Origin of the sequence: Streptomyces tagetis, from assembly GCF_018069565.1 — a bacterium.
Classification (GTDB): Bacteria; Actinomycetota; Actinomycetes; order Streptomycetales; family Streptomycetaceae; genus Streptomyces; species Streptomyces tagetis.
This window is the reverse complement of sequence record NZ_JAGPNL010000003.1, coordinates 421267-444590: the sequence shown is the minus strand read 5'-3', so window position 1 is coordinate 444590 and position 23324 is coordinate 421267. Positions and strand designations below refer to the sequence as shown.

The 23324-nt window shown below is 74.0% G+C and carries 19 protein-coding genes and 1 tRNA gene; 12 read left to right on the top strand and 8 right to left on the bottom strand.

The genetic code is table 11. The features are described from left to right. Positions 1-185: 185 nt before the first annotated feature. From J5Y05_RS14045 to J5Y05_RS14025, 5 genes are all read right to left on the bottom strand, one after another. Positions 186-1658 (bottom strand): peptidoglycan D,D-transpeptidase FtsI family protein, encoded by a 1473-nt coding sequence (locus J5Y05_RS14045; protein ID WP_210872152.1) that lies wholly within the window; start codon positions 1656-1658, stop codon positions 186-188. Further along, the gene (locus J5Y05_RS14040) at positions 1655-3100 is read right to left on the bottom strand and encodes an FtsW/RodA/SpoVE family cell cycle protein (protein WP_210872150.1); all 1446 of its coding nucleotides are present in this window, start codon (positions 3098-3100) and stop codon (positions 1655-1657) included. The genes J5Y05_RS14045 and J5Y05_RS14040 overlap by 4 nt, the downstream gene beginning before the upstream one ends. Positions 3101-3127: 27 nt before the next feature. After that, positions 3128-4678 carry a Stp1/IreP family PP2C-type Ser/Thr phosphatase gene (locus tag J5Y05_RS14035; RefSeq protein ID WP_210872148.1) on the bottom strand — a complete coding sequence of 517 codons (1551 nt, stop codon included), beginning with the start codon at positions 4676-4678 and terminating at the stop codon, positions 3128-3130. 141 nt (positions 4679-4819) lie between these two features. Further along, a complete protein-coding gene (locus J5Y05_RS14030; RefSeq protein ID WP_210872146.1) occupies positions 4820-5332 on the bottom strand; it encodes an FHA domain-containing protein FhaB/FipA in 513 nt (170 codons plus the stop codon). A 10-nt stretch (positions 5333-5342) separates the two neighbouring features. Next, positions 5343-6206: an FHA domain-containing protein gene (locus J5Y05_RS14025; protein WP_210872144.1), complete on the bottom strand. Its 864-nt coding sequence runs from the start codon at positions 6204-6206 to the stop codon at positions 5343-5345. A gap of 502 nt (positions 6207-6708) precedes the next feature. On the opposite strand from J5Y05_RS14025, the gene J5Y05_RS14020 reads away from it, so the two are divergent. Then, positions 6709-6795, top strand: a tRNA-Leu gene (locus J5Y05_RS14020). Positions 6796-7002: 207 nt separating this feature from the next. Here the strand turns inward: J5Y05_RS14020 and J5Y05_RS14015 are convergent. Beyond that, on the bottom strand, positions 7003-7833 hold the full coding sequence (locus J5Y05_RS14015; protein WP_210872142.1) for a dioxygenase family protein: 831 nt from the start codon (positions 7831-7833) through the stop codon (positions 7003-7005). Between the two features lie 412 nt (positions 7834-8245). On the opposite strand from J5Y05_RS14015, the gene J5Y05_RS14010 reads away from it, so the two are divergent. The 6 genes from J5Y05_RS14010 to J5Y05_RS13985 all read left to right on the top strand — a co-directional run bounded on the left by J5Y05_RS14010 (position 8246) and on the right by J5Y05_RS13985 (position 14420). Then, complete coding sequence (locus J5Y05_RS14010; protein ID WP_210872773.1) at positions 8246-9808, top strand: DUF2252 domain-containing protein; 1563 nt, start codon at positions 8246-8248, stop codon at positions 9806-9808. A gap of 83 nt (positions 9809-9891) precedes the next feature. Next, positions 9892-10743, top strand: a complete 852-nt coding sequence (locus J5Y05_RS14005; protein WP_210872140.1) for a hypothetical protein — start codon at positions 9892-9894, stop codon at positions 10741-10743. A gap of 52 nt (positions 10744-10795) precedes the next feature. Further along, on the top strand, positions 10796-11143 hold the full coding sequence (locus tag J5Y05_RS14000; protein ID WP_210872138.1) for a rhodanese-like domain-containing protein: 348 nt from the start codon (positions 10796-10798) through the stop codon (positions 11141-11143). Positions 11144-11392: 249 nt separating this feature from the next. Next, positions 11393-12373, top strand: a complete 981-nt coding sequence (locus tag J5Y05_RS13995; protein WP_210872136.1) for a DUF5819 family protein — start codon at positions 11393-11395, stop codon at positions 12371-12373. Then, positions 12370-13584, top strand: a complete 1215-nt coding sequence (locus tag J5Y05_RS13990; protein WP_210872133.1) for an HTTM domain-containing protein — start codon at positions 12370-12372, stop codon at positions 13582-13584. Before J5Y05_RS13995 ends, J5Y05_RS13990 begins: the two co-directional genes overlap by 4 nt. Beyond that, positions 13581-14420, top strand: a complete 840-nt coding sequence (locus J5Y05_RS13985) for a TrmH family RNA methyltransferase (RefSeq protein WP_210872132.1) — start codon at positions 13581-13583, stop codon at positions 14418-14420. The genes J5Y05_RS13990 and J5Y05_RS13985 overlap by 4 nt, the downstream gene beginning before the upstream one ends. Positions 14421-14607: 187 nt before the next feature. Here the strand turns inward: J5Y05_RS13985 and paaN are convergent, their stop codons facing one another. After that, on the bottom strand, positions 14608-16299 hold the full coding sequence (gene paaN, locus J5Y05_RS13980; protein WP_210872130.1) for a phenylacetic acid degradation protein PaaN: 1692 nt from the start codon (positions 16297-16299) through the stop codon (positions 14608-14610). 244 nt (positions 16300-16543) lie between these two features. On the opposite strand from paaN, the gene J5Y05_RS13975 reads away from it, so the two are divergent. Together J5Y05_RS13975 and J5Y05_RS13970 are read left to right on the top strand one after the other, a co-directional pair. Continuing rightward, on the top strand, positions 16544-18061 hold the full coding sequence (locus J5Y05_RS13975; RefSeq protein WP_210872128.1) for a 3-hydroxyacyl-CoA dehydrogenase: 1518 nt from the start codon (positions 16544-16546) through the stop codon (positions 18059-18061). Beyond that, a complete protein-coding gene (locus J5Y05_RS13970; RefSeq protein WP_210872126.1) occupies positions 18058-18654 on the top strand; it encodes a TetR/AcrR family transcriptional regulator in 597 nt (198 codons plus the stop codon). Before J5Y05_RS13975 ends, J5Y05_RS13970 begins: the two co-directional genes overlap by 4 nt. Before the next feature lie 14 nt (positions 18655-18668). Here J5Y05_RS13970 and J5Y05_RS13965 read toward each other — a convergent pair whose 3' ends face one another. Further along, positions 18669-19169 carry an Lrp/AsnC family transcriptional regulator gene (locus J5Y05_RS13965; protein ID WP_372450489.1) on the bottom strand — a complete coding sequence of 167 codons (501 nt, stop codon included), beginning with the start codon at positions 19167-19169 and terminating at the stop codon, positions 18669-18671. Positions 19170-19343: 174 nt separating this feature from the next. Between J5Y05_RS13965 and pdhA the strand changes: the two genes are divergently transcribed. Genes pdhA through J5Y05_RS13950 form a run of 3 tightly spaced genes read left to right on the top strand, consistent with a single transcriptional unit; the run spans position 19344 to position 22947 of the window. Continuing rightward, the gene (pdhA, locus tag J5Y05_RS13960; RefSeq protein WP_210872125.1) at positions 19344-20531 is read left to right on the top strand and encodes a pyruvate dehydrogenase (acetyl-transferring) E1 component subunit alpha; all 1188 of its coding nucleotides are present in this window, start codon (positions 19344-19346) and stop codon (positions 20529-20531) included. Next, on the top strand, positions 20528-21535 hold the full coding sequence (locus J5Y05_RS13955; RefSeq protein ID WP_210872122.1) for an alpha-ketoacid dehydrogenase subunit beta: 1008 nt from the start codon (positions 20528-20530) through the stop codon (positions 21533-21535). The genes pdhA and J5Y05_RS13955 overlap by 4 nt, the downstream gene beginning before the upstream one ends. Further along, entirely contained in the window at positions 21535-22947 is a 1413-nt protein-coding gene (locus tag J5Y05_RS13950; protein ID WP_210872120.1) for a dihydrolipoamide acetyltransferase family protein, read from the top strand. Before J5Y05_RS13955 ends, J5Y05_RS13950 begins: the two co-directional genes overlap by 1 nt. Positions 22948-23324 lie beyond the last annotated feature (377 nt).

Below are 23324 nucleotides of genomic sequence, written 5' to 3'. Positions count from 1 at the left end.
CCTACCAGCCCTCTCCGTCGGTCCCGACCGGCCTGCTTGTACGGTCGGAGGCTGCCGTCCGGCCTACCGTACCCGGCTCGCTTTGCGTCACCCGGCCAAGCCTGTCAGCCGATACGGGACCGGTATCGCAACGTGCGCCGATGTGGAGGCGGCGTGACCGGAGTCACGTCCCGTCCGGTCCCCGCTCACCTCTTGCCGTTGAGCACGGCCTGCATCACGCTCTTCGCGATCGGCGCCGCGAGGCCGCCGCCGGAGATGTCGTCGCGGACCGCGGCCTCGTCCTCGACCACCACGGCCACGGCCACCGGCGAGCTGCCGTCCGCGCCCTTGGCGTAGGAGATGAACCAGGCGTACGGGTTCTCGCTGTTGTCCACACCGTGCTGGGCGGTACCGGTCTTGCCGCCGACGGTGACGCCGGGGATCTGCGCGTTGGCTCCCGTGCCGTCCTTGACCACGGTCTCCATCATGGACTGGAGGATCTGGGCGTTCTGCGCGGAGAGCGGCTTGCTCATCTCCTGCGGGTCCGTCTTCTCGATCGTGTCCACGCTCGGCGCCTGCAGCTCGTCGACCATGTACGGCTTCATCAGCGTGCCGTTGTTGGCGATGGCCGCGGTGACCATGGCCATCTGGAGCGGGGTCGCCGCGGTGTTGAACTGGCCGATGGAGGAGAGCGCGGTCTGCGACTGGTTCATGTCGTCGGAGAAGACCGAGGCGCTGGAGCGGACCGGGACGAACTGCTCCTCGGTGAAGCCGAACTTCTTCGCCTGGTCCAGCATCTTCTCGTTGCCGAGGTCGGAGCCGATCTTGCCGAAGACGGTGTTGCAGGAGACCCGCAGCGCCTCGCGCAGGGTGGCGTCCTCACAGGGGATGTTGCCCTCGTTGGGCAGCTCGGTCGTGGTGCCGGGCATGGTCCAGGGCAGCGGCGAGTCGGTCTTCTCCTCGGCCGAGGAGTACAGCCCGTTCTCCAGGGCCGCGGCGGCGGTGACCACCTTGAAGGTGGAGCCGGGCGGGTAGACCTCGCGCAGCGCGCGGTTGAGCATCGGGTCGTTCTTGTCGTTCTTCTTCTGGAGCTTGTTCCACGCCTCGCCGTCCGCGTTGGAACCGCCGGCGAAGACCGAGGGGTCGTACGACGGGTACGAGGCGAGCGCGAGGATCTTGCCCGTGGACGGCTCGATCGCCGCGACGGCGCCCTTGCCGCCCCGCTTGGCCAGGCCCTCGTAGGCGGCCTTCTGGGCGGCGGCGTTCAGGGTGGTGACGACGTTGCCGCCCTCGCGCTTCTTGCCGGTGAGCATGTCGAGCGTGTTGCGGAAGAAGAGCCGGTCGTCGTTGCCGGTGAGGATGCCGTCGTTGATGGCCTCGATCTGGGTGGCGCCGTACGCCTGGGAGACGTAGCCGGTCACCGGCGCCCACATGGCGCCGTCCTTGTAGGTGCGCTTGTACTTGAAGTCGCCCTTGGTGGTGGCGTGGCCGGTGATGGCCTTGCCGTCCACGATGATGTCGCCGCGCGGGCTGGCGTACCGCTCGATGGCGACGCGGCGGTTGTTCTCGTCGTTCTTCAGGGTGTCGGCCTGGACGTACTGGAGCCAGTTGTCGCGCAGCAGCAGGGTCAGCACCAGGAGGCCGCAGAAGATCGCGATTCGGCGCAGGGGCTTGTTCACGGTCGGACCACCTGGGTCATCTCGGCGTCGGGGTTGGCGGCGGGGGCCGGGGCCGGGCGGCGAGCGGTGTCGCTGATCCGCAACAGGATGCCGATCAGGGCCCAGTTGGCGATGACGGAGGAGCCTCCGTACGCCAGGAACGGCATCGTCATACCGGTGAGCGGGATGAGGCCCATCACACCGCCGGCGACGACGAACACCTGGAGGGCGAAGGCGCCGGAGAGGCCGATGGCGAGCAGCTTGCCGAAGGGGTCGCGGGCGGCGAGGGCGGTGCGCACGCCGCGCTCCACGATCAGCGCGTACAGCAGCAGCAGCGCCATGATGCCGGCCAGGCCCAGCTCCTCGCCGAAGGTGGCGAGGATGAAGTCGGAGTTGGCGGCGAAGCGGATCAGCTCGGAGTGGCCCTGGCCCCAGCCGGTGCCGAGGGTGCCGCCGGAGCCGAAGGCCCACAGCGCCTGCATCGCCTGCTCGGAGTGGACCATGCCGTCGGTGGCGCCGGACCGGCTGAGCTGGTACTCGCGCATCGGGTCGAGCCATGCCTGCACACGGGTCTGGATGTGCGGTTCGAAGCTGGCCACGCCGACCGCGCCGACCGCGGACATCAGCAGACCGAAGACGATCCAGCTCGTCCGCTCGGTGGCGACGTACAGCATGATCACGAACATGCCGAAGAAGAGCAGCGAGGTGCCGAGGTCGGTCTCGAAGACGAGGATCAGGATCGAGATCGCCCAGACCACCAGGATCGGGCCGAGGTCGCGGCCACGGGGCAGGTAGAGCCCCATGAAGCGGCGGCTGGCCAGGGCCAGCGCGTCCCGCTTCACCATCAGGTAGCCGGCGAAGAAGATCGCCAGCACGATCTTGGCGAACTCGCCGGGCTGGATGCTGAACGAGCCGATCTGAATCCAGATCTTGGCGCCGTAGACGTCGAGGCCCAGGCCCGGCACGAGCGGCAGCAGCAGCAGGACCAGCGCGCCGGCCATGGAGATGTACGTGTAGCGCTGGAGGACGCGGTGGTCCTTGAGGAAGACCATCACGACGACGAAGAGCGCGATGCCCATCGCGGTGTACATGAGCTGCCGCGGGGCCGCGTTCCCGGCCTGGTGGATGGACTGGAGCAGCTCCGACTGGTCCAGCCGCCAGATGGCGACCAGCCCCAGCCCGTTGAGCAGCGTGGCCAGCGGCAGCAGCAGCGGGTCCGCGAAGGGGGCGAACTTGCGCACCACCAGGTGGCCGACGCCGGCCAGCAGGCCGAGGCCCAGGCCGTAGCTCAGCAGCCCGGTGGGCACCTCGCCGTGCTGGGCCAGGCCCACGTTGGCGTAGGCGAAGACCGGGATGACCACGGCGAAGGCCAGCAGGGCCAGTTCGGTGTTGCGGCGGCTGGGTGCGCCGATGGCACCGATCGTGGACGTGTGGTGCGTCGGCGAGTTCGTAGTACTGCTCATCGTGTGACGGGGCCTCTCACGGCTTGCCTACTGCTTACCGCACAGCGAGACGACCTTCTGCTCCTCCTCCGAGAGGCTGGGGCCGGGGCTGGAAGTGGGTGCGGTCGTGGACGGGGACGTGGTCGATCCGGGTTCCGAGGGCGGCTCCGACGCGGTGGGCGCGGTCGGGGCGGCCGTGGCCTTGGACGTGAGGGAGGCCGGGGTGGTTCCCGTGGTGCCTCCGGCCTGGCCCTCGCCGGACTTGGCGTTCTCGCTCTCCGCGACCCGCCGTTCGGCCTGTTTGCGGCAGGCGGACGCCTGTACCGACAGCTCCTCGATCTTCGCGCGGGCGTCGTTCAGGTCGCCCTCGGCGATGGTCGACTCCACCAGCTTCTGCTGGTAGGGCGGGAGGTACTTGAGTTCGATCTCGGGGTGGTCCTTCTGGACCTTCGAGAGCGAGACCCAGGCGAGGTCCTGGCTGATGCCCCGGTAGAGCGCCACGTGGTCGTTGTTGGTGCCCACGTAGTACTGGGTCTGGGTCCAGCGCCAGCCGCCGTAGAGCCCGCCGCCGATGACGGCGAGGGTGAGCACGCTGTAGAAGGACCGCTTGAGCCAGCGGCGGTTCTTGCGGGGTTTGACGAAGTCGCCCTCGTCGTACTCCCCGAAGCCGCCCGCGGGGGCGTAGCCGGCGGCGTCGCCGCTGCCGGGCGGGCCGAACTCGCCGCCGCCGCGGCGCTGTCCCCGGCGGCCGAGGCCGGCGGCGCGGCCGGCCGGGGTCTGCATGATGCCGTTGTCGTTGACCTGGAGCTGGTTCTCCGCGACGGCGCCGACCACGATCGGCGTGTCGGACAACTGCCCGGAGAGCGTGTCGCCGGTGTCGAGGTCGAGGACGTCCGCGACGATGACGGTGATGTTGTCGGGTCCGCCGCCGCGCAGCGCGAGCTGGATCAGCTCCTGGACGGTCTCCTGGGGGCCCTGATAGCTGGCGAGGGTCTCCTCCAGGGTCTGGTGGGAGACGACGCCGGAGAGCCCGTCGGAGCAGATGAGGTAACGGTCGCCGGCCCGGACCTCGCGGATGGAGAGGTCGGGTTCGACGTGGTCGCCGCTGCCGAGGGCGCGCATGAGCAGGGAGCGCTGCGGGTGGGTGCCCGCCTCCTCCTCGGTGATGCGCCCCTCGTCGACCAGGCGCTGCACCCAGGTGTGGTCCTGGGTGATCTGGGTCAGCACGCCGTCGCGCAGCAGGTAGGCGCGCGAGTCGCCGACGTGGACGAGGCCGAGGCGCTGGCCGGTCCAGAGCAGGGCGGTGAGCGTGGTGCCCATGCCCTCCAGGGCCGGGTCCTCCTCGACCATCTGCCGGAGCTGGTCGTTGGCCCGCCGCACGGCGGTGCCGAGGGAGGTGAGGAGGTCGGAGCCGGGCACGTCGTCGTCGAGGGCGACGATGGTGGAGATCACCTCGGAGGAGGCGACCTCGCCGGCGGCCTGGCCGCCCATGCCGTCCGCGATGGCGAGCAGCCGGGGACCGGCGTAACCGGAGTCCTCGTTGCCCTCCCGGATCATGCCTTTGTGCGATCCGGCGGCGAAGCGCAGTGACAGACTCATGCGCACCTCGCCCGTCGGCTCCGCATGCAGCCGGTCGTGTCGAGCCACACTGCCCACCCTCCGGTCGGGAGCGCGCCGGGGCCGGGGGTGACGGCCGCCTCCGCGTGCTCGCTCCGCTCGCGCTGATTCATTGGTGTAGCACTACTTCCGCAGCTCGATGACGGTTTTGCCGATGCGGATCGGCGCCCCCGGCGAAATCGGTGTCGGGGTCGTCAGCCGGGACCGGTCCAGATAGGTGCCGTTGGTCGAGCCGAGGTCCTCGACGATCCACTGGCCGTCGCGGTCGGGGTAGATCCTGGCATGCCGGCTGGAGGCGTAGTCGTCGTCCAGCACGATCGTGCTGTCGTGCGCCCGGCCCAGGGTGATGGTCTGGCCCTGGAGCGCGACGGTGGTGCCGGTGAGGGTCCCCTCCGTCACCACCAGCTTGGTGGGGGCGTTGCGGCGGGCCCGCCCGCCCGGTTGCTGGCGCTGTTGCGGGGGCGCCTGGCCCTGGCGCGCGGACTGCTGGGGCCGTCCGGCCTCGCGCCGCGCGCCGCGCTGGGTGACCCGTGTCCCGAACAGGTCGCTGCGGATGACCTGCACGGCCACGATGACGAACAGCCACAGTACGGCGAGAAAACCCAGCCGCATGACCGTGAGGGTCAGCTCTGACATTGCCCCCGGATCACCCTTCGGCTTGCCTGTAGATAACGGTGGTGCTGCCCACGACGATTCGCGAGCCGTCGCGGAGCGTAGCGTGGGTGGTGTGCTGCCCGTCCACCACGATGCCGTTGGTGGACCCGAGGTCCTGGATCGTCGAGGGCGTTCCGGTCCGGATCTCGCAGTGCCGGCGGGAGACGCCGGGGTCGTCGACGCGCACGTCCGCCTCGGTGCTGCGGCCCAGCACCAGCGTCGCGCGGGAGATCTGGTGGCGGTTGCCGTTGATCTCGATCCAGTGGCGGGTGCGTCCGCCGGCGGGGCGGTGGGCGCCCGCGGCGGGAGGGTAGCCGTAGCCGCCGCCCGGCGGGGGCGCGGCCGGCATGGGCGGGGCGCCGCCGGGAGGGGAGGCGGGCGGGTAACCGTAGCCGCCCGGCTGTCCGCCGGCGGGGCCCGGGGGCCGTCCGGGGGGTGTGCCGGCGCCGGGGTGGGCGGGGCCGCCCGGCTGGCCGCTGGAGGAGGAGGCGAGCGTACGGCTGCGCACCCGGTACAGGCCGGTGTCGAGGTCGTCCGCCTTCTCCAGGTGGACCTTGATGGGGCCCATGAAGGTGTAGCGCTGCTGGCCGGCGTAGTCGCGGACCATGCCCGCCAGCTCGTCGCCGAGCTGCCCGGAGTAGGGGCTGAGCCGCTCGTAGTCGGGCGTGCTCAGTTCCACGATGAAGTCGTTGGGCACGACGGTGCGGTCGCGGTTCCAGATGGTCGCGTTGTTGTCGCACTCGCGCTGAAGCGCTCCCGCGATCTCCACAGGCTGTACCTCGGACTTGAACACCTTCGCGAAGGTGCCGTTGACCAGACCTTCGAGACGCTGCTCGAACTTCTTCAGGACTCCCATGGGGCACCTCCTCCGTCGCTGCCGCCCTGTCCACTGCCTTGCGTACTGCGTGCCGTGCCGGATGTCCGCGCACTGCCTACCTGGTACTGCTTACTGATCGTATCCACGCGCCGGTCGATCGGCTGGTTCCCCCTGTCGGCCCGGTCGACGGGTGTCGACGCCTCTCGGAGTTCCCGGTGGAGCCTCCCCTCGAACTCCTCGGCTCCGTCGGTGCGCGCTCGCGCGCGTCCTCGTGCCCAGGATCGTAGAGGCGCCCGACGACCAGTGTCCCGCACCGGGCCGTGGACCCCGACCGTCGTGGGGGGAGACGGGCCCGACCGGTACGAGGTTGATACGTGAACGCGCCGGGGCCGGGAAGAGTGCCCGGGGAGCCCTCCGGCGCCCTGTGGGGCCTGGGGAACCCGGGGAAAAGGGATGTGAAGGCACCCCGTCCAGCGTGCTAATGTTCTCGTGTCGGAAGGCGCCGGACCGAAGGGGACGGAGCCGGACGACACACCCAAATGCGCGGGTGGCGGAATAGGCAGACGCGCTGGATTCAGGTTCCAGTGCCCGCAAGGGCGTGGGGGTTCAACTCCCCCCTCGCGCACCATGAAGAGGGCGGCATCGCTGAGGCGATGCCGCCCTCTTTTTTCGTCTCCTCGCTCCCGGCCGGGGCCGGTGGACCGCCGGCGGGGGGTGTGAGGAACCTCTCATGACGGGACGGGCCGGGACGGCGGTGTCCCGGCCCGCTCACGGACTCGGCGGCGTGGGAGAGCAAGTCCGTGTGCTCTCGGTGGAGTTGGTGACCTGCCCGGCCCTATTCGCGGTGCCACAGGGCCGGGACGACGGGGGGCTCCCAGCCGGCCATCGAGGTGTGCGCCTGGAGGCAGCGGTAGGAGGCACCGTTGTACGTGACCCGGTCGCCGGCCGCGTACGGGTGGCCGGCCGCCCAGGTGCCGGACGGCGGGTCGGTCGGCGGGTCGGTGGGGCCGGGGCCCGAGCCGCCCTCCACGTCGAGCACGAAGTCGAAGCCGGCCTGCCTGCCGCCGCCCGCGTCCCGGACGGTCATCAGGAGGTCCGGGTCGAAGAGCGTGTCCGTGGCGTTGCGCGGCTCGCCAGGGAAGTAGAGCTGGGTGGTGAGGACCGGCTTGCCGGGGTCCTGCGCCTTGACGTGGAGGTGCCGGGTGCGGCCCGGGTAGAGGCCGGGGACGATCGTGCGCAGGGTGAACGCGCCGGTGGCGTCGGTGAACTGGTGGCCGCGGAAGGCGTAGCCGGTCATGTCGTAGGCGCCGGTGGTGTCCGCCTGCCAGAAGTCGAGCAGGACGCCGGGGAGCGGGGCGCAGTCGCGTCCGAAGACGTAGCCGCCGACGGTGAGCGGGGTGCCGGGGGTGCCCGGCGTCACCAGGTCGGTGCGCAGCGGTGAGTTCGGCTTGAAGTACGGGCCCTCCATCTGGTCGGGCGTCGGGTCGTCGCCGTCGTCGCAGTACGGGGTCGGCGCCAGGGTCCGGCCCGGGGTGCGGGCGGCGTCCCGGGCCAGGGCGCTGCCGCCGCCGGCCAGCAGCGGGACGGCGGCGCCGGCGGCGAGGGCCGCCCTGAGCAGTGCCTTGCGGCTGATGCCGCCGGGGTCGCCGGGGGTGGTGGGTGTCATGGCGGTTCCTCGTTCTCCTCGGTCTCCCCGGCGGGGGGAGCCCCCGGGGAGGGTGGACGGGTGTGCATGACGGGCGCTCGCGGGGGAGCGCGCCCCCCGGGACGCGGGGCAGGCCGCTGTGGTCCGGGGGCGCGCTCCGTGGGCGGTCGCCGGAACCGTAAGCCCGCCGTCCGGCGCCGCGGCACCTCCCGGCCCGCCCCCTGCCCGGCGTTATGCGGGGACGCGGCGGTGCCGCGAGGGCGCCTCGCACGGGGGTGTTCCCGCTGGTCGCGGGGCGTGTACGGCGGGGGCCGCGGGCGGTAGCGTCTGCGCCGGTGCCGGTGCGCGACAGGGAACGGACGGGCCGACGAGCGGCGGTGCCGTCGGGGCCGCCGGGGGGAGGACGGTCACCATGACCGAGGCGAGGGCAAGGATGCGGACGGGCGCCGGGTTGGGTGCGGGTGCGGGTTCGGGTGCGGGTGCGGGCGTCGGGACGGGTAAGGGCGCTGGTTCGGGTGCGGGTCCGGGTATCGGGCCGGGTTCGGGTACCGGTCCGGGTTCGGGCGCCGGTCTGGGTGCGGACTGCGGTTCGCGTGCGGATGGGGCTGGTCCGGTGCGGCTGCCGGTCGTTCCCGGGTTCGCGCGGTGGCCGGGCACCGGATCGCCGCGGGCCGAGGGCAAGGCGCTGCGCCGCGGTGTGCCGCGTTCCGCGCACGCCGTCCTCGACGTGGACCCCGGCCGGCCGGACGCGGTGAGCGCGCTGGAGGAGTCCCACCGCGGCCGGATACCCGAGCTGACCCCGCTGCGCGCCGGGCGGATGGCGGCCACGCCCTTCGCCTTCCTGCGCGGCTCGGCCGGTCTGATGGCGTACGACCTGGCCCGCACTCCGGCGACCCGGGTCGCCGCCCAGCTCTGCGGTGACGCGCACGCGGCCAACTTCGGCCTCTACGGCGACGCGCGCGGCGGCCTCGTCATCGATCTCGACGACTTCGACGAGACCGTTCCCGGCCCCTGGGAGTGGGATCTCAAGCGGCTCGCCGCCTCGCTGGTGCTCGCGGGCCGCGAGGCGGGCGCCGACGAGGACACCTGCCGCGCCGCCGCCCACGACGCGGCCGGCTCCTACCGGCGCACCATGCGGCTGCTGGCGAGACTCCCCGTGCTGGACGCCTGGAACGCCGTCGCCGACGAGGAACTCGTCTCCCACACCGACGCCCACGACCTGCTCGGCACGCTGGAGCGGGTCTCCGTGAAGGCGCGGGCCAACACCAGCGGCCGTTTCGCGGCGAGGTCGACCGAGGCCACCGAGGACGGCGGACGGCGCTTCACCGACGCCCCGCCCGTGCTGCGCCGGGTGCCGGACGCGGAGGCGGCGCGGGTCGCGGCCTCCCTGGAGGGGTACCTGGCCACGCTGCCCGCGGAGCGGCTGCCCCTGCTGGCCCGGTACGCCGTGCACGACGTGGCCTTCCGCGTCGTCGGCACCGGCAGCGTCGGCACCCGGTCCTACGTGGTGCTGCTCCTGGACCACCGCGGCGAACCGCTCGTGCTCCAGGTCAAGGAGGCCCGGCCCTCCGTCCTCCTGCCCCACCTCGCCACCGCCGGCTTCGCCGTCCCCGGGCCCGAGCACGAGGGCCGCCGGGTCGTACGGGGCCAGCAGCGCATGCAGGTGGTCAGCGATCTCCTGCTGGGCTGGACCTCGGTCGCCGGGCGGCCCTTCCAGGTACGGCAGTTCCGCAACCGCCAGGGCAGCGTCGACCCCGCCGCGCTCGCCGCCGGCCAGATCGACGACTACGCCCGCATGACCGGCGCCCTGCTGGCCCGCGCCCACGCGCACAGCGCCGACCCGCGCCTGATCGCCGGGTACTGCGGCAAGAGCGGGGAACTGGACGCGGCCGTGGCCGCCTTCGCCGTCGCCTACGCCGACCGTACGGAGGCGGACCACGCCGTCCTGCTCGCGGCGGTGCGTTCCGGGCGGGTCGCGGCCGAGACCGGCGTCTGAGGGCCCCGGCGAACGGCCTGGGCGGCGTGCCGGGGCCCCCGGGGACGATCCGGGGCCCCGGAAACGTGGCCTACGCTGTCCGGGTGACGACCCCGGAAGCTGAGCAGGGGGGCGACGGCGCGGGTGCGGACTCGGCGGCGCCGCCCGGTAACGGTGCGCCGCGGCCCGAGGAACGCCTGGAACGGGCCGTTCGCGCCGCCGAGCAGGCACTCATCGAGTACGAGATCGCGCTGGAGACCTTCCGCGTGGAGGTGGAGAACTTCTCTCGCCTGCACGAACAGCGGCTCGGCCCGGTCTACGCGCGTCTGGAGGAGCTGGAGGCGCAGATCCTGGAGGCCCGCGCCGCCCGCACCCAGGACCCCGACGACCTGCGCCGCGCCGACGAGGCACGGGCCCGGCTGATGCCGATACCCGGGGTCGAGGAGCTGATGCACGGCTGGATGGACGGCCACGGGCTGTTCCCGGAGGCCGCCGCGATGCTCACCGACCAGGCGGTACGGCCCCCGCAGCGGGTGCGGCCCGGCGAGGAGGCCCGCAAGCTCTACCGCGAGCTGGCCCGCAAGGCCCACCCCGACCTCGCCCAGGAGGAGCGGGAACGGGCCCGGCGCGAGGAGTTCATCACCCGCGTCAACGCCGCCTACGCCCGCGGCGACGCCGCCGAGCTGCGCGAACTGGCCGCGGAGTGGGAGGCCGGTCCGGTGCCCGAGCGGCGGCCCAGCCACGGCGAGGAGCTGTACGCCCGCCTGGAGTGGCTCGCCGAGCGCAAGGAACTGCTCACCGTGCTCGCCAGGGAGCTGGAGGACAGCGCGATCGGCGCCATGCTGCGGCTGGCCCCGGACGATCCCGACCGGCTGCTGGACGAGATCGGCGAGCAGCTCACGCAGCAGGTGCGCGAGCGGGAGGACGAACTGGCCTCCGTGCTCGGACAGGCGTGACCGGGCGGGAGTGACGCGGGCGGGTGTGAGGGGCTCCGGTAGCGTCGGGGGCATGAGTTTCGGAGCTGGTGTCCCCACGGTCGAGGTCGCGGACCTCAAGGACGACGACTTCCTGCTGGACGTCCGCGAGGACGACGAGTGGCGGGCCGGTCACGCCGACGGTGCGCTGCACCTGCCGCTGAGCGAGTTCGTCGCCCGGTACGGGGAGCTGACCGAGGCCGCGCCGGCCGACGGCCGCGTGCACGTGATCTGCCGCTCCGGCGGGCGTTCCGCCCAGGTCACCCAGTACCTCGTCCAGCAGGGCATCGACGCGGTGAACGTCGACGGCGGCATGCAGAGCTGGGCCGCGGCGGGCCGGCCCGTCCGGGACGAGCGGGGCGAGCCGGGGCACGTTCTCTAGATCCGGTCGGGGCCCGGTCGGGGTCAGGTCGTGGCCCTGTCCGGTCCCGGGCGCGTGCTCCGGGAGCTTGGTCCGGGCGCTTGGTCCGGGCGCGTGGTCCGGCGGGCGGTGCGGGCGGGGGCCGCGGTGCGGGTGGTCCGCCCGGGGCTGTGCGGACGGGCGGTCCTGAGTACCGTTCGCGTTCGAGCGCCGGGGAACGGACGGAACGACGGATCGGTACCGGCGACCGAGACCGGGGACGGGGCGGGAATGGACGCGGACGAGACAGGCTCGAACGCCGGGCGGGGCGGGTCCGGCGGGCCGGCGGGGCACGTGCGCCCCGAGGCGCGCGAGGCCCCTGCCGACCGGATACGCCCGCCGGGTGGCTCGCCCGGTGCCGAGGAGGCGTCCGGGGCTCCTGAGGCTCCTGAGGCCCGCGAGGCTCCTGAGGCCCGCGAGGCTCCTGAGGCCCGCGAGGCCCTTGAGACCCCCGAGGCCCTTGAGACCCCCGAGGCTCCTGAGGCCCCTGAGACCCCCGAGGCCCAGGACCAGCCGTCCGAGGACCCCGCCTCACCGCCCGACCCGCCGCCCGCAGGGCCCCGCGCCGGGGTCGACGCGCTGTCCCCGCGCTACCAGGTCGGCGCCGCGCTCGCGCTCGCCGTCGTCGCCGTCGTCGTCTGTGTCCACGTCGGCCTGATGTTCCTGCACGTCGCCCCCTCGAACACCCTCACCAAGCAGCACGGCGCCGTGGTCGACGAGTGGATCTACCCGGAGTTCGAGCAGAACTGGAAGCTGTTCGCGCCCAACCCGCTCCAGCAGAACATCTCCGTCCAGGTCCGCGCCGAGGTGAGCACGGCGGACGGCGGGGTGCGCACCACCGGCTGGTACGACCTCTCCGCCCAGGACGGCCTGGCCATCCGCGGCAACCCGCTGCCGAGCCACACCCAGCAGAACGAACTCCGCCGCGCCTGGGACTTCTTCCTCGCCACCCACGACTCCGACAACCGCCCCGTGGGCCTCAGGGGCGCCCTCTCCGAGAGCTACCTGCTGCGCATCGCCGCCCTGCGCCTGGAGCGCGACGGCGTCGCCGGTCCGGGCGGCTCGGTCGACCGCGTCCAGTACCGCTCCCGCACCACCGCCGTCGCGCCGCCCCCGTGGAGCGGGGAGAAGGTCTCCGCGCAGCGGCCCGACCACCGCGAGCTGCCCTGGTGGCCGATGCCCGCCCGCGACACGGAAGGGGGCGCCGCGTGAACGGCCTCGCCCTCTCGCTCTCCCGCGGCATCGCCCGCGTCACCGGGTCCGCGCTCGGCCCGTACCAGACCGCCGTGATCCGGATCGGCTTCAGCCTCACCTGGTTTCTCTTCCTGCTGCGCGAACTGCCCCACCGGCACGAGCTGTACGGCCCCGACGGCCCCTGGAGCCGCGATCTCGCCGAGCAACTGATCGCGGACAACGGCGCCTTCACGGCGCTCCTGTGGTGGGACGGCCGGTTCTGGTTCGAGGCGGTCTACGTCCTCGCCGTCCTGGCGAGCGTGCTGCTGCTGCTCGGCTGGCGCACCCGCACCACGTCGGTGCTGTTCATGATCGGCGTGCTCTCGCTCCAGAACCGCAGCATCTTCATGGGCGACGGCGGCGACAACGTCCTGCACCTGATGAGCATCTACCTGGTGTTCACGCGGTGCGCCCAGGTGTGGTCCCTGGACGCGTGCCGGGCCCGGCGCGCGGAGGCGGCCCGCGCGCGGGGCGAGCGCGTCACCGACCGGACGGGGCCCGTCCTGTGGGCCGTGCTCGGCTGCGTGCTGGTCGCGGTGACGCTGGCCGGGCGGCTCGACGGCGACCGTCTCGTCCCGGTCCTGCTGTGGACGGTGTGGCTCGCGCAGGCCCTGTGGTGGACCGTGCTGCGCCGCGCGCGGAGCGACGAGCCGCGCGTCCTGCTCGACGTCGTCGCCCGCGTGGTGCACAACGGCGCCCTGCTGGTCATCATGGCCGAGGCATGCCTGATCTACGCCACCGCCGGCTGGTACAAGATCCAGGGCTCGCGCTGGCAGGACGGCACCGCCGTCTACTACCCGCTGCACCTCGACTACTTCGCCCCGTGGCCCGCCCTGTCGCAGGTGCTGGCGGCCAGCGGCACCATGGTCATGCTCATCACCTACGGCACCGTCGTGGTGCAGGTCGCCTTCCCGTTCACGCTCTTCAACCGGCGGGTCAAGAACCTCCTGCTGGCCGTGATGATGACCGAGCACGCCGTGATCGCCGTGGTGCTGGGGCTGCCGTTCTTCTCGCTGGCGATGATCGCGGCCGACGCGGTCTTCCTGCCGACGTCCTTCCTGCGCCGCCTGGGCGCCCGGGTGGCCCGCCTCGCCCGGCGCACCGGCGACGGGGAACGGCCGCCCGCCGAGGTGCCCGCCCCGCGCTCCGGGGAGGAGGACGCGGCGGCGCGCGTAGGCTTCCCGGCATGACCGACCCCGCCTCCGAGGCCCTGGCCGCCTGGCGCGGCCACGCCGGCCGCTGCGTGCTGCTGGACGGCTTCCACGCCCTCAAGCACGCGCTGCGCTTCGGCGCCGAGGTCCCCGTGGCGGTCACCGCCGACCGCGCGGGCGCCCTGGCCCTCGCCGACGAGCTGGCGCCGGACGTACGGGACGCCCTGGACGGGCTGCTGGTGCCGGTGGACCGGGACGCGTACGCCGCGCTGGTGCCGCGTCCGCACCCGACCGCGGTGGCCGCGCTGGCCGTGCGCCCGGCGCGCGAGGAGGGGCTGCGGAGGCTGGCGGCGCTGCCGCGCACCGCGCCCGTCGTCGTCCTCGACCAGCCGCGCAACCTCGGCAACGCGGGGGCCGTGATCCGGCTCGCCGCCGGTTTCGGCGCGACCGGCGTGGTCACCACGGGCACCCTCGACCCCTGGCACCCCACGGTGGTGCGCGGCGGGGCGGGGCTGCACTACGCGACGGTCGTGGAACGGCTGACCGCGGCGGAGCTGCCGCCGGGCCCGGTCTTCGCGCTCGACCCGGAGGGCGAGGACATCCGGGGGACCCTCCTGCCGGACGACGCGCTGCTGGCCTTCGGCTCGGAGCGCAGCGGCCTCACGCCCGAGCTGCGCGCGCGGGCCGACCATCTGGTGGCGCTGCCGATGCGCCCGCAGGTCTCCAGCTACAACCTGGCGACCAGTGTCGCCATGGCCCTCTACCACTGGAGCGCCACGGCCGGCGGCCCTCCGGGAAGCGCCGTGGACGGCCCCGGCGGGGGGCCCGCCGTGGCCGCCCGCCCCGTGCCGGGCGCTCCGGCCCAGGGCGGGTGAACGGGCGGCACGACGGGCCGTGACCGGCGTGCCACGGTGCCGGCGTGCCACGGTGCCGCTGTGCCACGGTGCCGCTGTGCCGTCCTGGCGCCCGTACCCGGTGCGCACCGGGCCGGTGTGCCCTCAGGCGCCCCGCCGTCGTGCCACCGGACCGCCACGGCGCCCTGGGCGTCCTGCCCGGGGGTGCCTACGCCTCCCGGCGGATCTCCACCATCCGGAAGCGGTCCGCGACGAACGCGCCGTCGCACAGGGCCGCGTTGGCCGCCGGGTTGCCGCCCGAGCCGTGGAAGTCGGAGAAGGCGGCCGTCTGGTTGACGTACACCCCGCCGGTGAGGTTCAGCGAGAGCTGGGCCGCCTCGTCCAGGCACGCCTCGCGCACCGCCTCCTCGACCCCGGCGTCGGTGGTGTAGGCGCCGACGGTCATCGCGCCCTGCTCCCGGACGCTGCGGCGCAGCAGCTCCACCGCGTGCTCGGCGGAGTCGACGGCGACGAGGAAGGAGACCGGGCCGAAGCACTCGGTGGCGCAGGCCGCCTCGTCCGCCGGCTTGGCGCTGTCCAGCTTGACGATGAGCGGGGAGCGCACGGTGGCGTCCGGGAACTCCGGGTGGACGATCGCGCGGGAGGCGAGGGCGACCTCGCCGAGACCGGCGGCGTCCTCCAGGCGCTGCCTCACGCCGGGGTTGACGATCGCGCCGAGGATTCCAGTGGCGCGGGCGTCGTCGCCGAGCAGTTTGTCCACCGCCGCGGCGAGGTCGGCGGCGACCTCGTCGAAGCTCTTCGGGCCCTGGTCGGTGGCGATGCCGTCGCGGGGGACCAGCAGGTTCTGCGGGGTGGTGCACATCTGGCCGCTGTAGAGCGAGAGGGAGAACGCCAGGTTGGCGAGCATGCCCCGGTAGTTCCCGGTCGACTCCACGATCACCGTGTTGACGCCGGCCTTCTCCGTGTACACCTGGGCCTGGCGGGCGTGGGCCTCCAGCCAGTCGCCGAACTCGGTGGACCCGGTGTAGTCGATGATCCGGATCTCCGGGCGGGTGGCGAGCGTCCTGGCGATGCCCTCGCCGGGCCGCTCGGCGGCGAGCGCGACCAGGTTGGGGTCGAAGCCCGCCTCGCCGAGCACCTCGCGCGCGATGCGCACGGTGAGCGCGAGCGGCAGCACCGCCCGCGGGTGCGGCTTGACCAGGACGGCGTTGCCGGTGGCCAGGGAGGCGAAGAGGCCCGGGTAGCCGTTCCACGTCGGGAAGGTGTTGCAGCCGACGACCAGGCCGATGCCGCGCGGGACCGCCGTGAACTCCTTGGTGAGCACGAGCGGGTCCCGCTTGCCCTGCGGCTTGGTCCACTCGGCCGTCCGGGGGGTGCGGACCTGCTCCGCGTAGGCGTACGCCACCGCCTCCAGGCCGCGGTCCTGGGCGTGCGGGCCGCCCGCCTGGAACGCCATCATGAACGCCTGTCCCGAGGTGTGCATGACCGCGTGCGCGAACTCGTGCGTCCGGTCCGCGATCCGCCGCAGGATCTCCAGGCAGACCATCGCGCGCAGCTCGGGGCCCGCGTCCCGCCAGGCCCGCCGGCCGGCCAGCATGGCGGGCAGCAGCACGTCGACGTCCGCGTGCGGGTAGGTCACGCCCAGCTCGACGCCGTACGGGGAGACCTCGCCGCCCACCCAGTCGTCGGTGCCGGGCTGGCCGAGGTCGAGGCGGGTGCCGAGCAGCGCGTCGAAGGCGGCCTTGCCCGCCGCGAGGTCGAGGCTGCCGCCCTCCCCGTACGCCTTGGGGTGTTCGGGGTGGGGGGACCAGTACGCGCGCGTGCGGATCGTCTCCAGCGCCCGGTCGAGGGTGGACCGGTGCTGGGCGGTCAGCTCGGGCGCGGTGAGTGCGGCGGCCATGCGGGACCAACTCCTCGTCTCGGCTCTGCGTCGGGGCGGTGCGGGCTGCGTACGCCGTGGGTCCGCGCGCGGTCGCCGGGCTCACCGCGGGCACCGTGTTCACAGCCTCCACGGTGTTCACGGTGTCCACGACCCGGCACGGCCTGGGCAGGAACGGGCGGACAGGGCTAGAGTAACCGAACGATCGGTCGGTACAAGGGGGTCCGCCGCTTCTGTGGAAAACCCCGTGGGGGAGGATTCCGCCATGACAGCACTCGACCTCGACAGCCCCGTGGGCGTGGTCGGCACCGGCACCATGGGGCAGGGGATCGCCCAGGTGGCGCTGGTCGCGGGGCATCCCGTGCGGCTCCACGACGCCGTCCCCGGGCGGGCCGGCCAGGCGGCCGAGGCGATCGGCGCCCGGCTCGACCGGCTCGTCGAGAAGGGGCGGCTCGGCGGCGCCGAGCGGGACGCGGCGCGTGCCCGTCTGGCGCCCGCCGGGAGCCTCGCGGAGCTGGCCGGCTGCGGTCTGGTCGTCGAGGCCGTCGTGGAGCGGCTCGACGCCAAGCAGGAGCTGCTGCGCGCGCTGGAGTCCGTCGTCGGCGAGGGGTGCCTGCTCGCCACCAACACCTCCTCCCTGTCGGTCACCGCCGTCGGCGGGGCCCTCGACGGGCCGGAGCGCTTCGTCGGCCTGCACTTCTTCAACCCGGCGCCGCTGCTCCCGCTGGTCGAGGTGGTCTCCGGCTTCGCCACCGCCCCGGCGGCGGCCACGCGCGCGTACGAGACGGCCCGCGCCTGGGGCAAGACCCCCGTGTACTGCGCGGACACGCCCGGCTTCATCGTCAACCGCATCGCCCGGCCCTTCTACGCCGAGGCGTTCGCGGTGTACGAGGCGCGCGGCGCCGACCCGGCCACCGTGGACGCCGTGCTGCGCGAGTCGGGCGGCTTCCGGATGGGCGCCTTCGAGCTGACCGACCTGATCGGGCAGGACGTCAACGAGTCCGTCACGCACTCCGTGTGGCGCTCCTTCTTCCGGGACGCGCGGTTCACGCCGTCCCTCGCCCAGCGCCGGCTGGTCGAGTCCGGCCGGCTCGGCCGCAAGAGCGGCCGGGGCTGGTACGCGTACGGGGAGGGCGCCGAGCGCCCGGCACCGCACACCGCCGCGCCGGCGGACCCGCCCGCGCACGTCGTCGTCACCGGCGACCTGGGCCCCGCCGCCGACCTGCCCGGACTGCTCCGGGAGGCCGGGATCGAGGTCCGCGAGGGCGGAACGGAGGGGGCGGGCGCGCTGCTCCTGCCCGGCGGGGGCCGGCTCCGGCTCGCCGACGGGCGCACCTCGGCCGAACTCGGGGACGCCGTCCAGTTCGACCTGGCGCTCGACTACCGCGCGGCCGGCCGGATCGCCCTGGCCGGCCGGCCGGGCGCCGCGCCGCGCACCCTGGCCGAGGCCACCGGCCTGTTCCAGGCGCTCGGCAAGGAGGTCAGCGTCGTCGGCGACGTCCCGGGCATGATCGTCGCCCGTACGGTCGCCCGGATCGTCGACCTGGCGCACGACGCCGTCGCCCAGGGCGTCGCCACGCGCGAGGACGTCGACACGGCGATGCGCCTCGGCGTCAACTACCCGCTCGGTCCCTTCGCGTGGGGCGACCGGCTCGGCCGCCGATGGGCCCACGCCCTGCTCACCGAGGTGCACCGGCGCGACCCCGCGGGGCGCTGCGTCCCGTCCCTCGCGCTCCACCGCCACGCACACGCCTGCGACGCAACGGAGGGCAGTTCCCCATGACCACCGCCAAGCGCGACACGTACACGCCCGAGACGCTGCTCTCCGTCGCCGTCCGGGTCTTCAACGAACGCGGCTACGACGGCACCTCCATGGAGCACCTCTCCAAGGCCGCCGGCATCTCCAAGTCGTCGATCTACCACCACGTCTCCGGCAAGGAGGAGCTGCTGCGACGCGCCGTCAGCCGCGCCCTGGACGGCCTCTTCGGCATCCTCGACGAGGAGCACGCGCGCGAGGGCAGCGCCGCCGAGCGCCTGGAGCACGTCGTGCGGCGCATGGTCGAGGTGCTGCTGGCCGAACTGCCCTACGTGACGCTGCTGCTGAGGGTGCGGGGCAACACCGGCACCGAGCGGTGGGCGCTGGAGCGGCGGCGCGAGTTCGACCACCGGGTCGCCGCTCTGATGAAGGCCGCGGCGGCCGAGGGGGACGTACGCGGCGACGTGGAGCCGCGGCTCGCCACCCGGCTGGTCTTCGGCATGATCAACTCGATTGTCGAGTGGTACCGGCCCGACGGCCGCGGCGCGGGCGCCCGCGAGGTGGCCGACGCCGTCGCGCGGCTGGTCTTCGGCGGACTCCGCGGCGACCGGACGGCCTGACCCGCCGCGCAGGCTCAGCCCTGCGGCTCCAGGTCCTCCGTCTCGAACACCAGGAGCGTGCGGGTGCTGAGCACCTGCGGTATCGCCTGGATGCGGGTGAGCACCAGCTCGCGCAGGGCGCGGTTGTCCTGCGTGTGCACCAGCAGCAGGACGTCGAAGTCACCGCCCAGCAGGGCGATGTGGGAGGCGCCGGGGAGCTGCCTGAGCTGCTCGCGCACCGTGCGCCAGGAATTCTGGACGATCTTCAGCGTGATGTAGGCCGAGGTGCCCTGGCCCGCCCGCTCGTGGTCCACGCGGGCGCCGAAGCCGCGGATGACGCCGTCCTCGACGAGCCGGTTGATGCGCGCGTAGGCGTTGGCGCGCGAGACGTGCACCCGTTCGGCGACCGAGCGGACCGAGGCGCGGCCGTCCGCGCGGAGCATGCGCAGGATGTCGTGGTCCACCGCGTCGAGCGGGCGCGGGGGCGGCGGGGCGCCGGACTCCTCCGGGCGCTCGGCCATTTGTTCAGATGCCATGTCCCCCCGCCTTCCTACCATGGACGTACTGCGTCCATCACAGGCTGTGGAGAACCGATTGTCCACAGCCTGGGGCCGCCTGTAGCCAAAATGCACCGGCGACCGAACAATCGGTAGGTGAGGCCCGTCACACCCGTGGCGAGCCCGAAGCCGCTCCCACGAGGAGGTGCCGTCATGACGGTCATGGAGCAGCGGGGCGCCTACCGGCCCACACCGCCGCCCGCCTGGCAGCCCCGTACCGATCCCGCGCCCCTGCTGCCCGACGCGGAACCCCACCGCGTCCTGGGGACCGACGCCGCCGCCGGGGCCGACCCCGCGCTGCTGCTCCGGCTCCACGCGGAGCTGGTCAAGGGCCGGCGGTACAACGCGCAGGCCACCGCCCTCACCAAGCAGGGCCGGCTCGCCGTCTACCCGTCCAGCACCGGCCAGGAGGCGTGCGAGATCGCCGCCGCCCTCGTCCTGGGCGAGCGGGACTGGCTCTTCCCGAGCTACCGCGACACCCTCGCCGTCATCGCCCGCGGCGTCGACCCCGTCGAGGCCCTCACCCTGCTGCGCGGCGACTGGCACACCGGCTACGACCCCCGTGAACACCGGGTGGCCCCCCTGTCCACGCCGCTCGCCACCCAGCTTCCGCACGCCGTCGGCCTCGCGCACGCGGCCCGCCTCCAGGGCGACGACGTGGTCGCGCTCGCCATGGTCGGCGACGGCGGCACCAGCGAGGGCGACTTCCACGAGGCGCTGAACTTCGCGGCCGTCTGGCAGGCCCCGGTCGTCTTCCTCGTGCAGAACAACGGCTTCGCCATCTCCGTCCCGCTCGCCAAGCAGACCGCGGCCCCCTCGCTGGCCCACAAGGCCGTCGGCTACGGGATGCCCGGCCGCCTGGTCGACGGCAATGACGCCGTCGCCGTGCACGAGGTCCTCGCCGACGCCGTGCGCCACGCGCGCGCGGGCGGCGGCCCCACCCTGGTCGAGGCGCTGACCTACCGCGTCGACGCCCACACCAACGCCGACGACGCCACCCGCTACCGGGGCGACGAGGAGGTCGAGACCTGGCGCCGGCACGACCCGATCGCCCTGCTGGAGGAGGAGCTGACCCGGCGCGGGCTGCTCACCGAGGACGCCGTGCGGACCGCGCGCGAGGACGCCGAGACGATGGCCGCCGACCTGCGCGCGCGGATGAACGAGGACGCGCGCCTGGACCCGATGGACCTGTTCGCGCACGTCTACGCCGAGCCGACCCCGCACCTGCGCGAGCAGCGGGACCTGCTGCGGGCGGAGCTGGCGGCCGAGGCCGAAGCCGTCGAGGCCGCCCAGGCCGCCGAGACCACCGAGACCGCCGTGATCACGGAAGGACCCCGATGACGACGACCGTCGCCGCCAAGCCGGCCACCATGGCGCAGGCCCTCACCCGGGCGCTGCGCGACGCCATGGCCGACGACCCCGCGGTGCACGTCCTCGGCGAGGACGTCGGCACCCTCGGCGGCGTCTTCCGGATCACCGACGGGCTCGCCGCCGAGTTCGGCGAGGACCGCTGCGCCGACACCCCGCTCGCCGAGGCCGGCATCCTCGGCGCCGCCGTCGGCATGGCGATGTACGGGCTGCGCCCGGTCGTGGAGATGCAGTTCGACGCCTTCGCCTACCCGGCGTTCGAGCAGCTCGCCAGCCACGTCGCCAAGATGCGCAACCGCACCCGCGGCGCGCTGCCCCTGCCGCTGACCATCCGCATCCCCTACGGCGGCGGCATCGGCGGCGTCGAGCACCACAGCGACTCGTCCGAGGCGTACTACATGGCGACTCCGGGGCTCCATGTCGTCACGCCCGCGACCGTCGCCGACGCCTACGGGCTGCTGCGCGCCGCCATCGCCTCCGACGACCCGGTCGTCTTCCTCGAACCCAAGCGGCTGTACTGGTCGAAGGACGCCTGGAACCCCGAGCGGCCCTCGCCCGTTGAGCCGATAGGCCGCGCGGTGGTGCGGCGCTCCGGCCGGAGCGCCACGCTCCTCACGTACGGGCCCTCGGTCGCCGTCTGCATGGAGGCCGCCGAGGCGGCCCGAGCCGAGGGCTGGGACCTCGAAGTCGTCGACCTGCGCTCGCTGGTGCCGTTCGACGACGAGACGGTGTGCGCCTCGGTGCGGCGGACCGGACGCGCGGTCGTCGTCCACGAGGCGCACGCCTTCGGCGGCCCCGGGGGCGAGATCGCGGCCCGGGTCACGGAGCGCTGCTTCCACCACCTGGAGGCGCCGGTGCTGCGCGTGGCCGGGTTCGACGTCCCGTATCCGCCGCCGATGCTGGAGCGCCACCACCTGCCCGGTGTGGACCGCATCCTGGACGCCGTGGGGCGTCTGCAGTGGGAGGCCGAGAGCTGATGGCACAGGTGCTGGAGTTCAAGCTCCCCGACCTCGGTGAGGGGCTCACCGAGGCGGAGATCGTGCGCTGGCTCGTCGACGTCGGCGAACCGGTCGCCGTCGACCAGCCGGTCGTCGAGGTGGAGACGGCCAAGGCGATGGTCGAGGTGCCCTGCCCCTACGCCGGGGTGGTCACCGCCCGCTTCGGCGAGGAGGGCACGGAGCTGCCCGTCGGGGCGCCGCTGATCACCGTCGCGGTGGGCGAGCCGGCCCCGGACGGGACGCCGGCGACCGGCCCGGAGACGGGTGCGGACCACGCGCGGCCGGCCCCGGACGGGGAGCGGGCGCCGGGCACGGACACGGAGCGCGGGCAGGCGGCACCCGCCGAGGGCTCGGGCAACGTCCTGGTCGGCTACGGCACCTCCGAGGCGCCCGCCCGCCGGCGCCGGGTGCGGCCGGAGCGGACCGGTCCCACCGCGCGTCCGCCCGTACGGGCCGACGGCCGCCCGGTCCCCGCCGAGCAGCCGGACGGGCCGGTCCCCGTCATCTCCCCGCTGGTGCGCAGGCTCGCCCGGCAGAACGACCTCGACCTGCGCGAGATGACCGGCTCCGGACCCGACGGGCTGATCCTGCGCGCCGACGTGGAGTACGCCCTGCGCGCCGCCGCCGCGCAGGGGGTGCGGACCCCGGCCGCGGAGACCGGGCCGCGCCCCGCCGTGCCGGTCGCGGCGGCGCCGCCGGCCGAGGGGACGCGGACCCCGCTCAAGGGCGTCCGGGGCGCCGTCGCCGACAAGCTCTCCCGCAGCCGGCGCGAGATCCCCGACGCCACCTGCTGGGTGGACGCCGACGCGACCGAGCTGATGCGGGCCCGTACCGCGATGAACGCCGCGGGGGGCCCGAAGATCTCCCTCGTCGCTCTGCTGGCCCGGATCTGCACCGCCGCCCTCGCCCGCTTCCCCGAGCTGAACTCCACCGTCGACACCCAGGCCAGGGAGGTCGTCCGCCTCGACCGGGTCCACGTCGGCTTCGCCGCCCAGACCGACCGGGGCCTGGTGGTGCCGGTCGTCCGGGACGCGCACACGCGGGACGCCGAGGGGCTCACCGCCGAGTTCGCCCGGCTCACCGAGGCCGCCCGCGCCGGACGGCTGACCCCCGGGGAGCTGACCGGCGGCACCTTCACCCTCAACAACTACGGCGTCTTCGGCGTCGACGGCTCCACCCCGATCATCAACCACCCCGAGGCGGCCATGCTCGGCGTCGGCCGCATCGTCCCCAAGCCCTGGGTCCACGAGGGCGAGCTGGCGGTCCGCCAGGTCGTACAGCTCTCGCTCACCTTCGACCACCGGGTCTGCGACGGCGGCACCGCGGGAGGTTTCCTGCGGTACGTGGCGGACTGCGTGGAACAGCCGGCGGTGCTCCTGCGCACGCTGTGACGGGGGCGCCGGCACGGCGGGCGGGGCTCGGCCCGCGCGCCGGGGGTGGGCGGCGTGCCGGGTGCCCGGTGGGCGGGCGGCCCCGCGTGCTGTGACGGGGGCGCCGGTCCGTCGCCTTGGCGCCCCGTCGTCGTGGGCCGGTCCACGACGGTCCGTCCGGCTCGCGGCGCGCGGCTTGTGCGTCGGGGGCGTCGCCGAGCCGCTCGCCGGGCGGCTGGTACGCGGGCGGTTGCTCGCGCTGTGACGGGGGCGCCGGTCCGGTCGCCTTTGCTGCCCGTCACTGTGGGCCGGGTCTGCGGTGTCCTGCCCGGCTCGCGGCCTCCGGTCCGCTCGTTCATGGCGTCGCCGGGACGCGCGCTGGGCGGCTGGTACGCGGA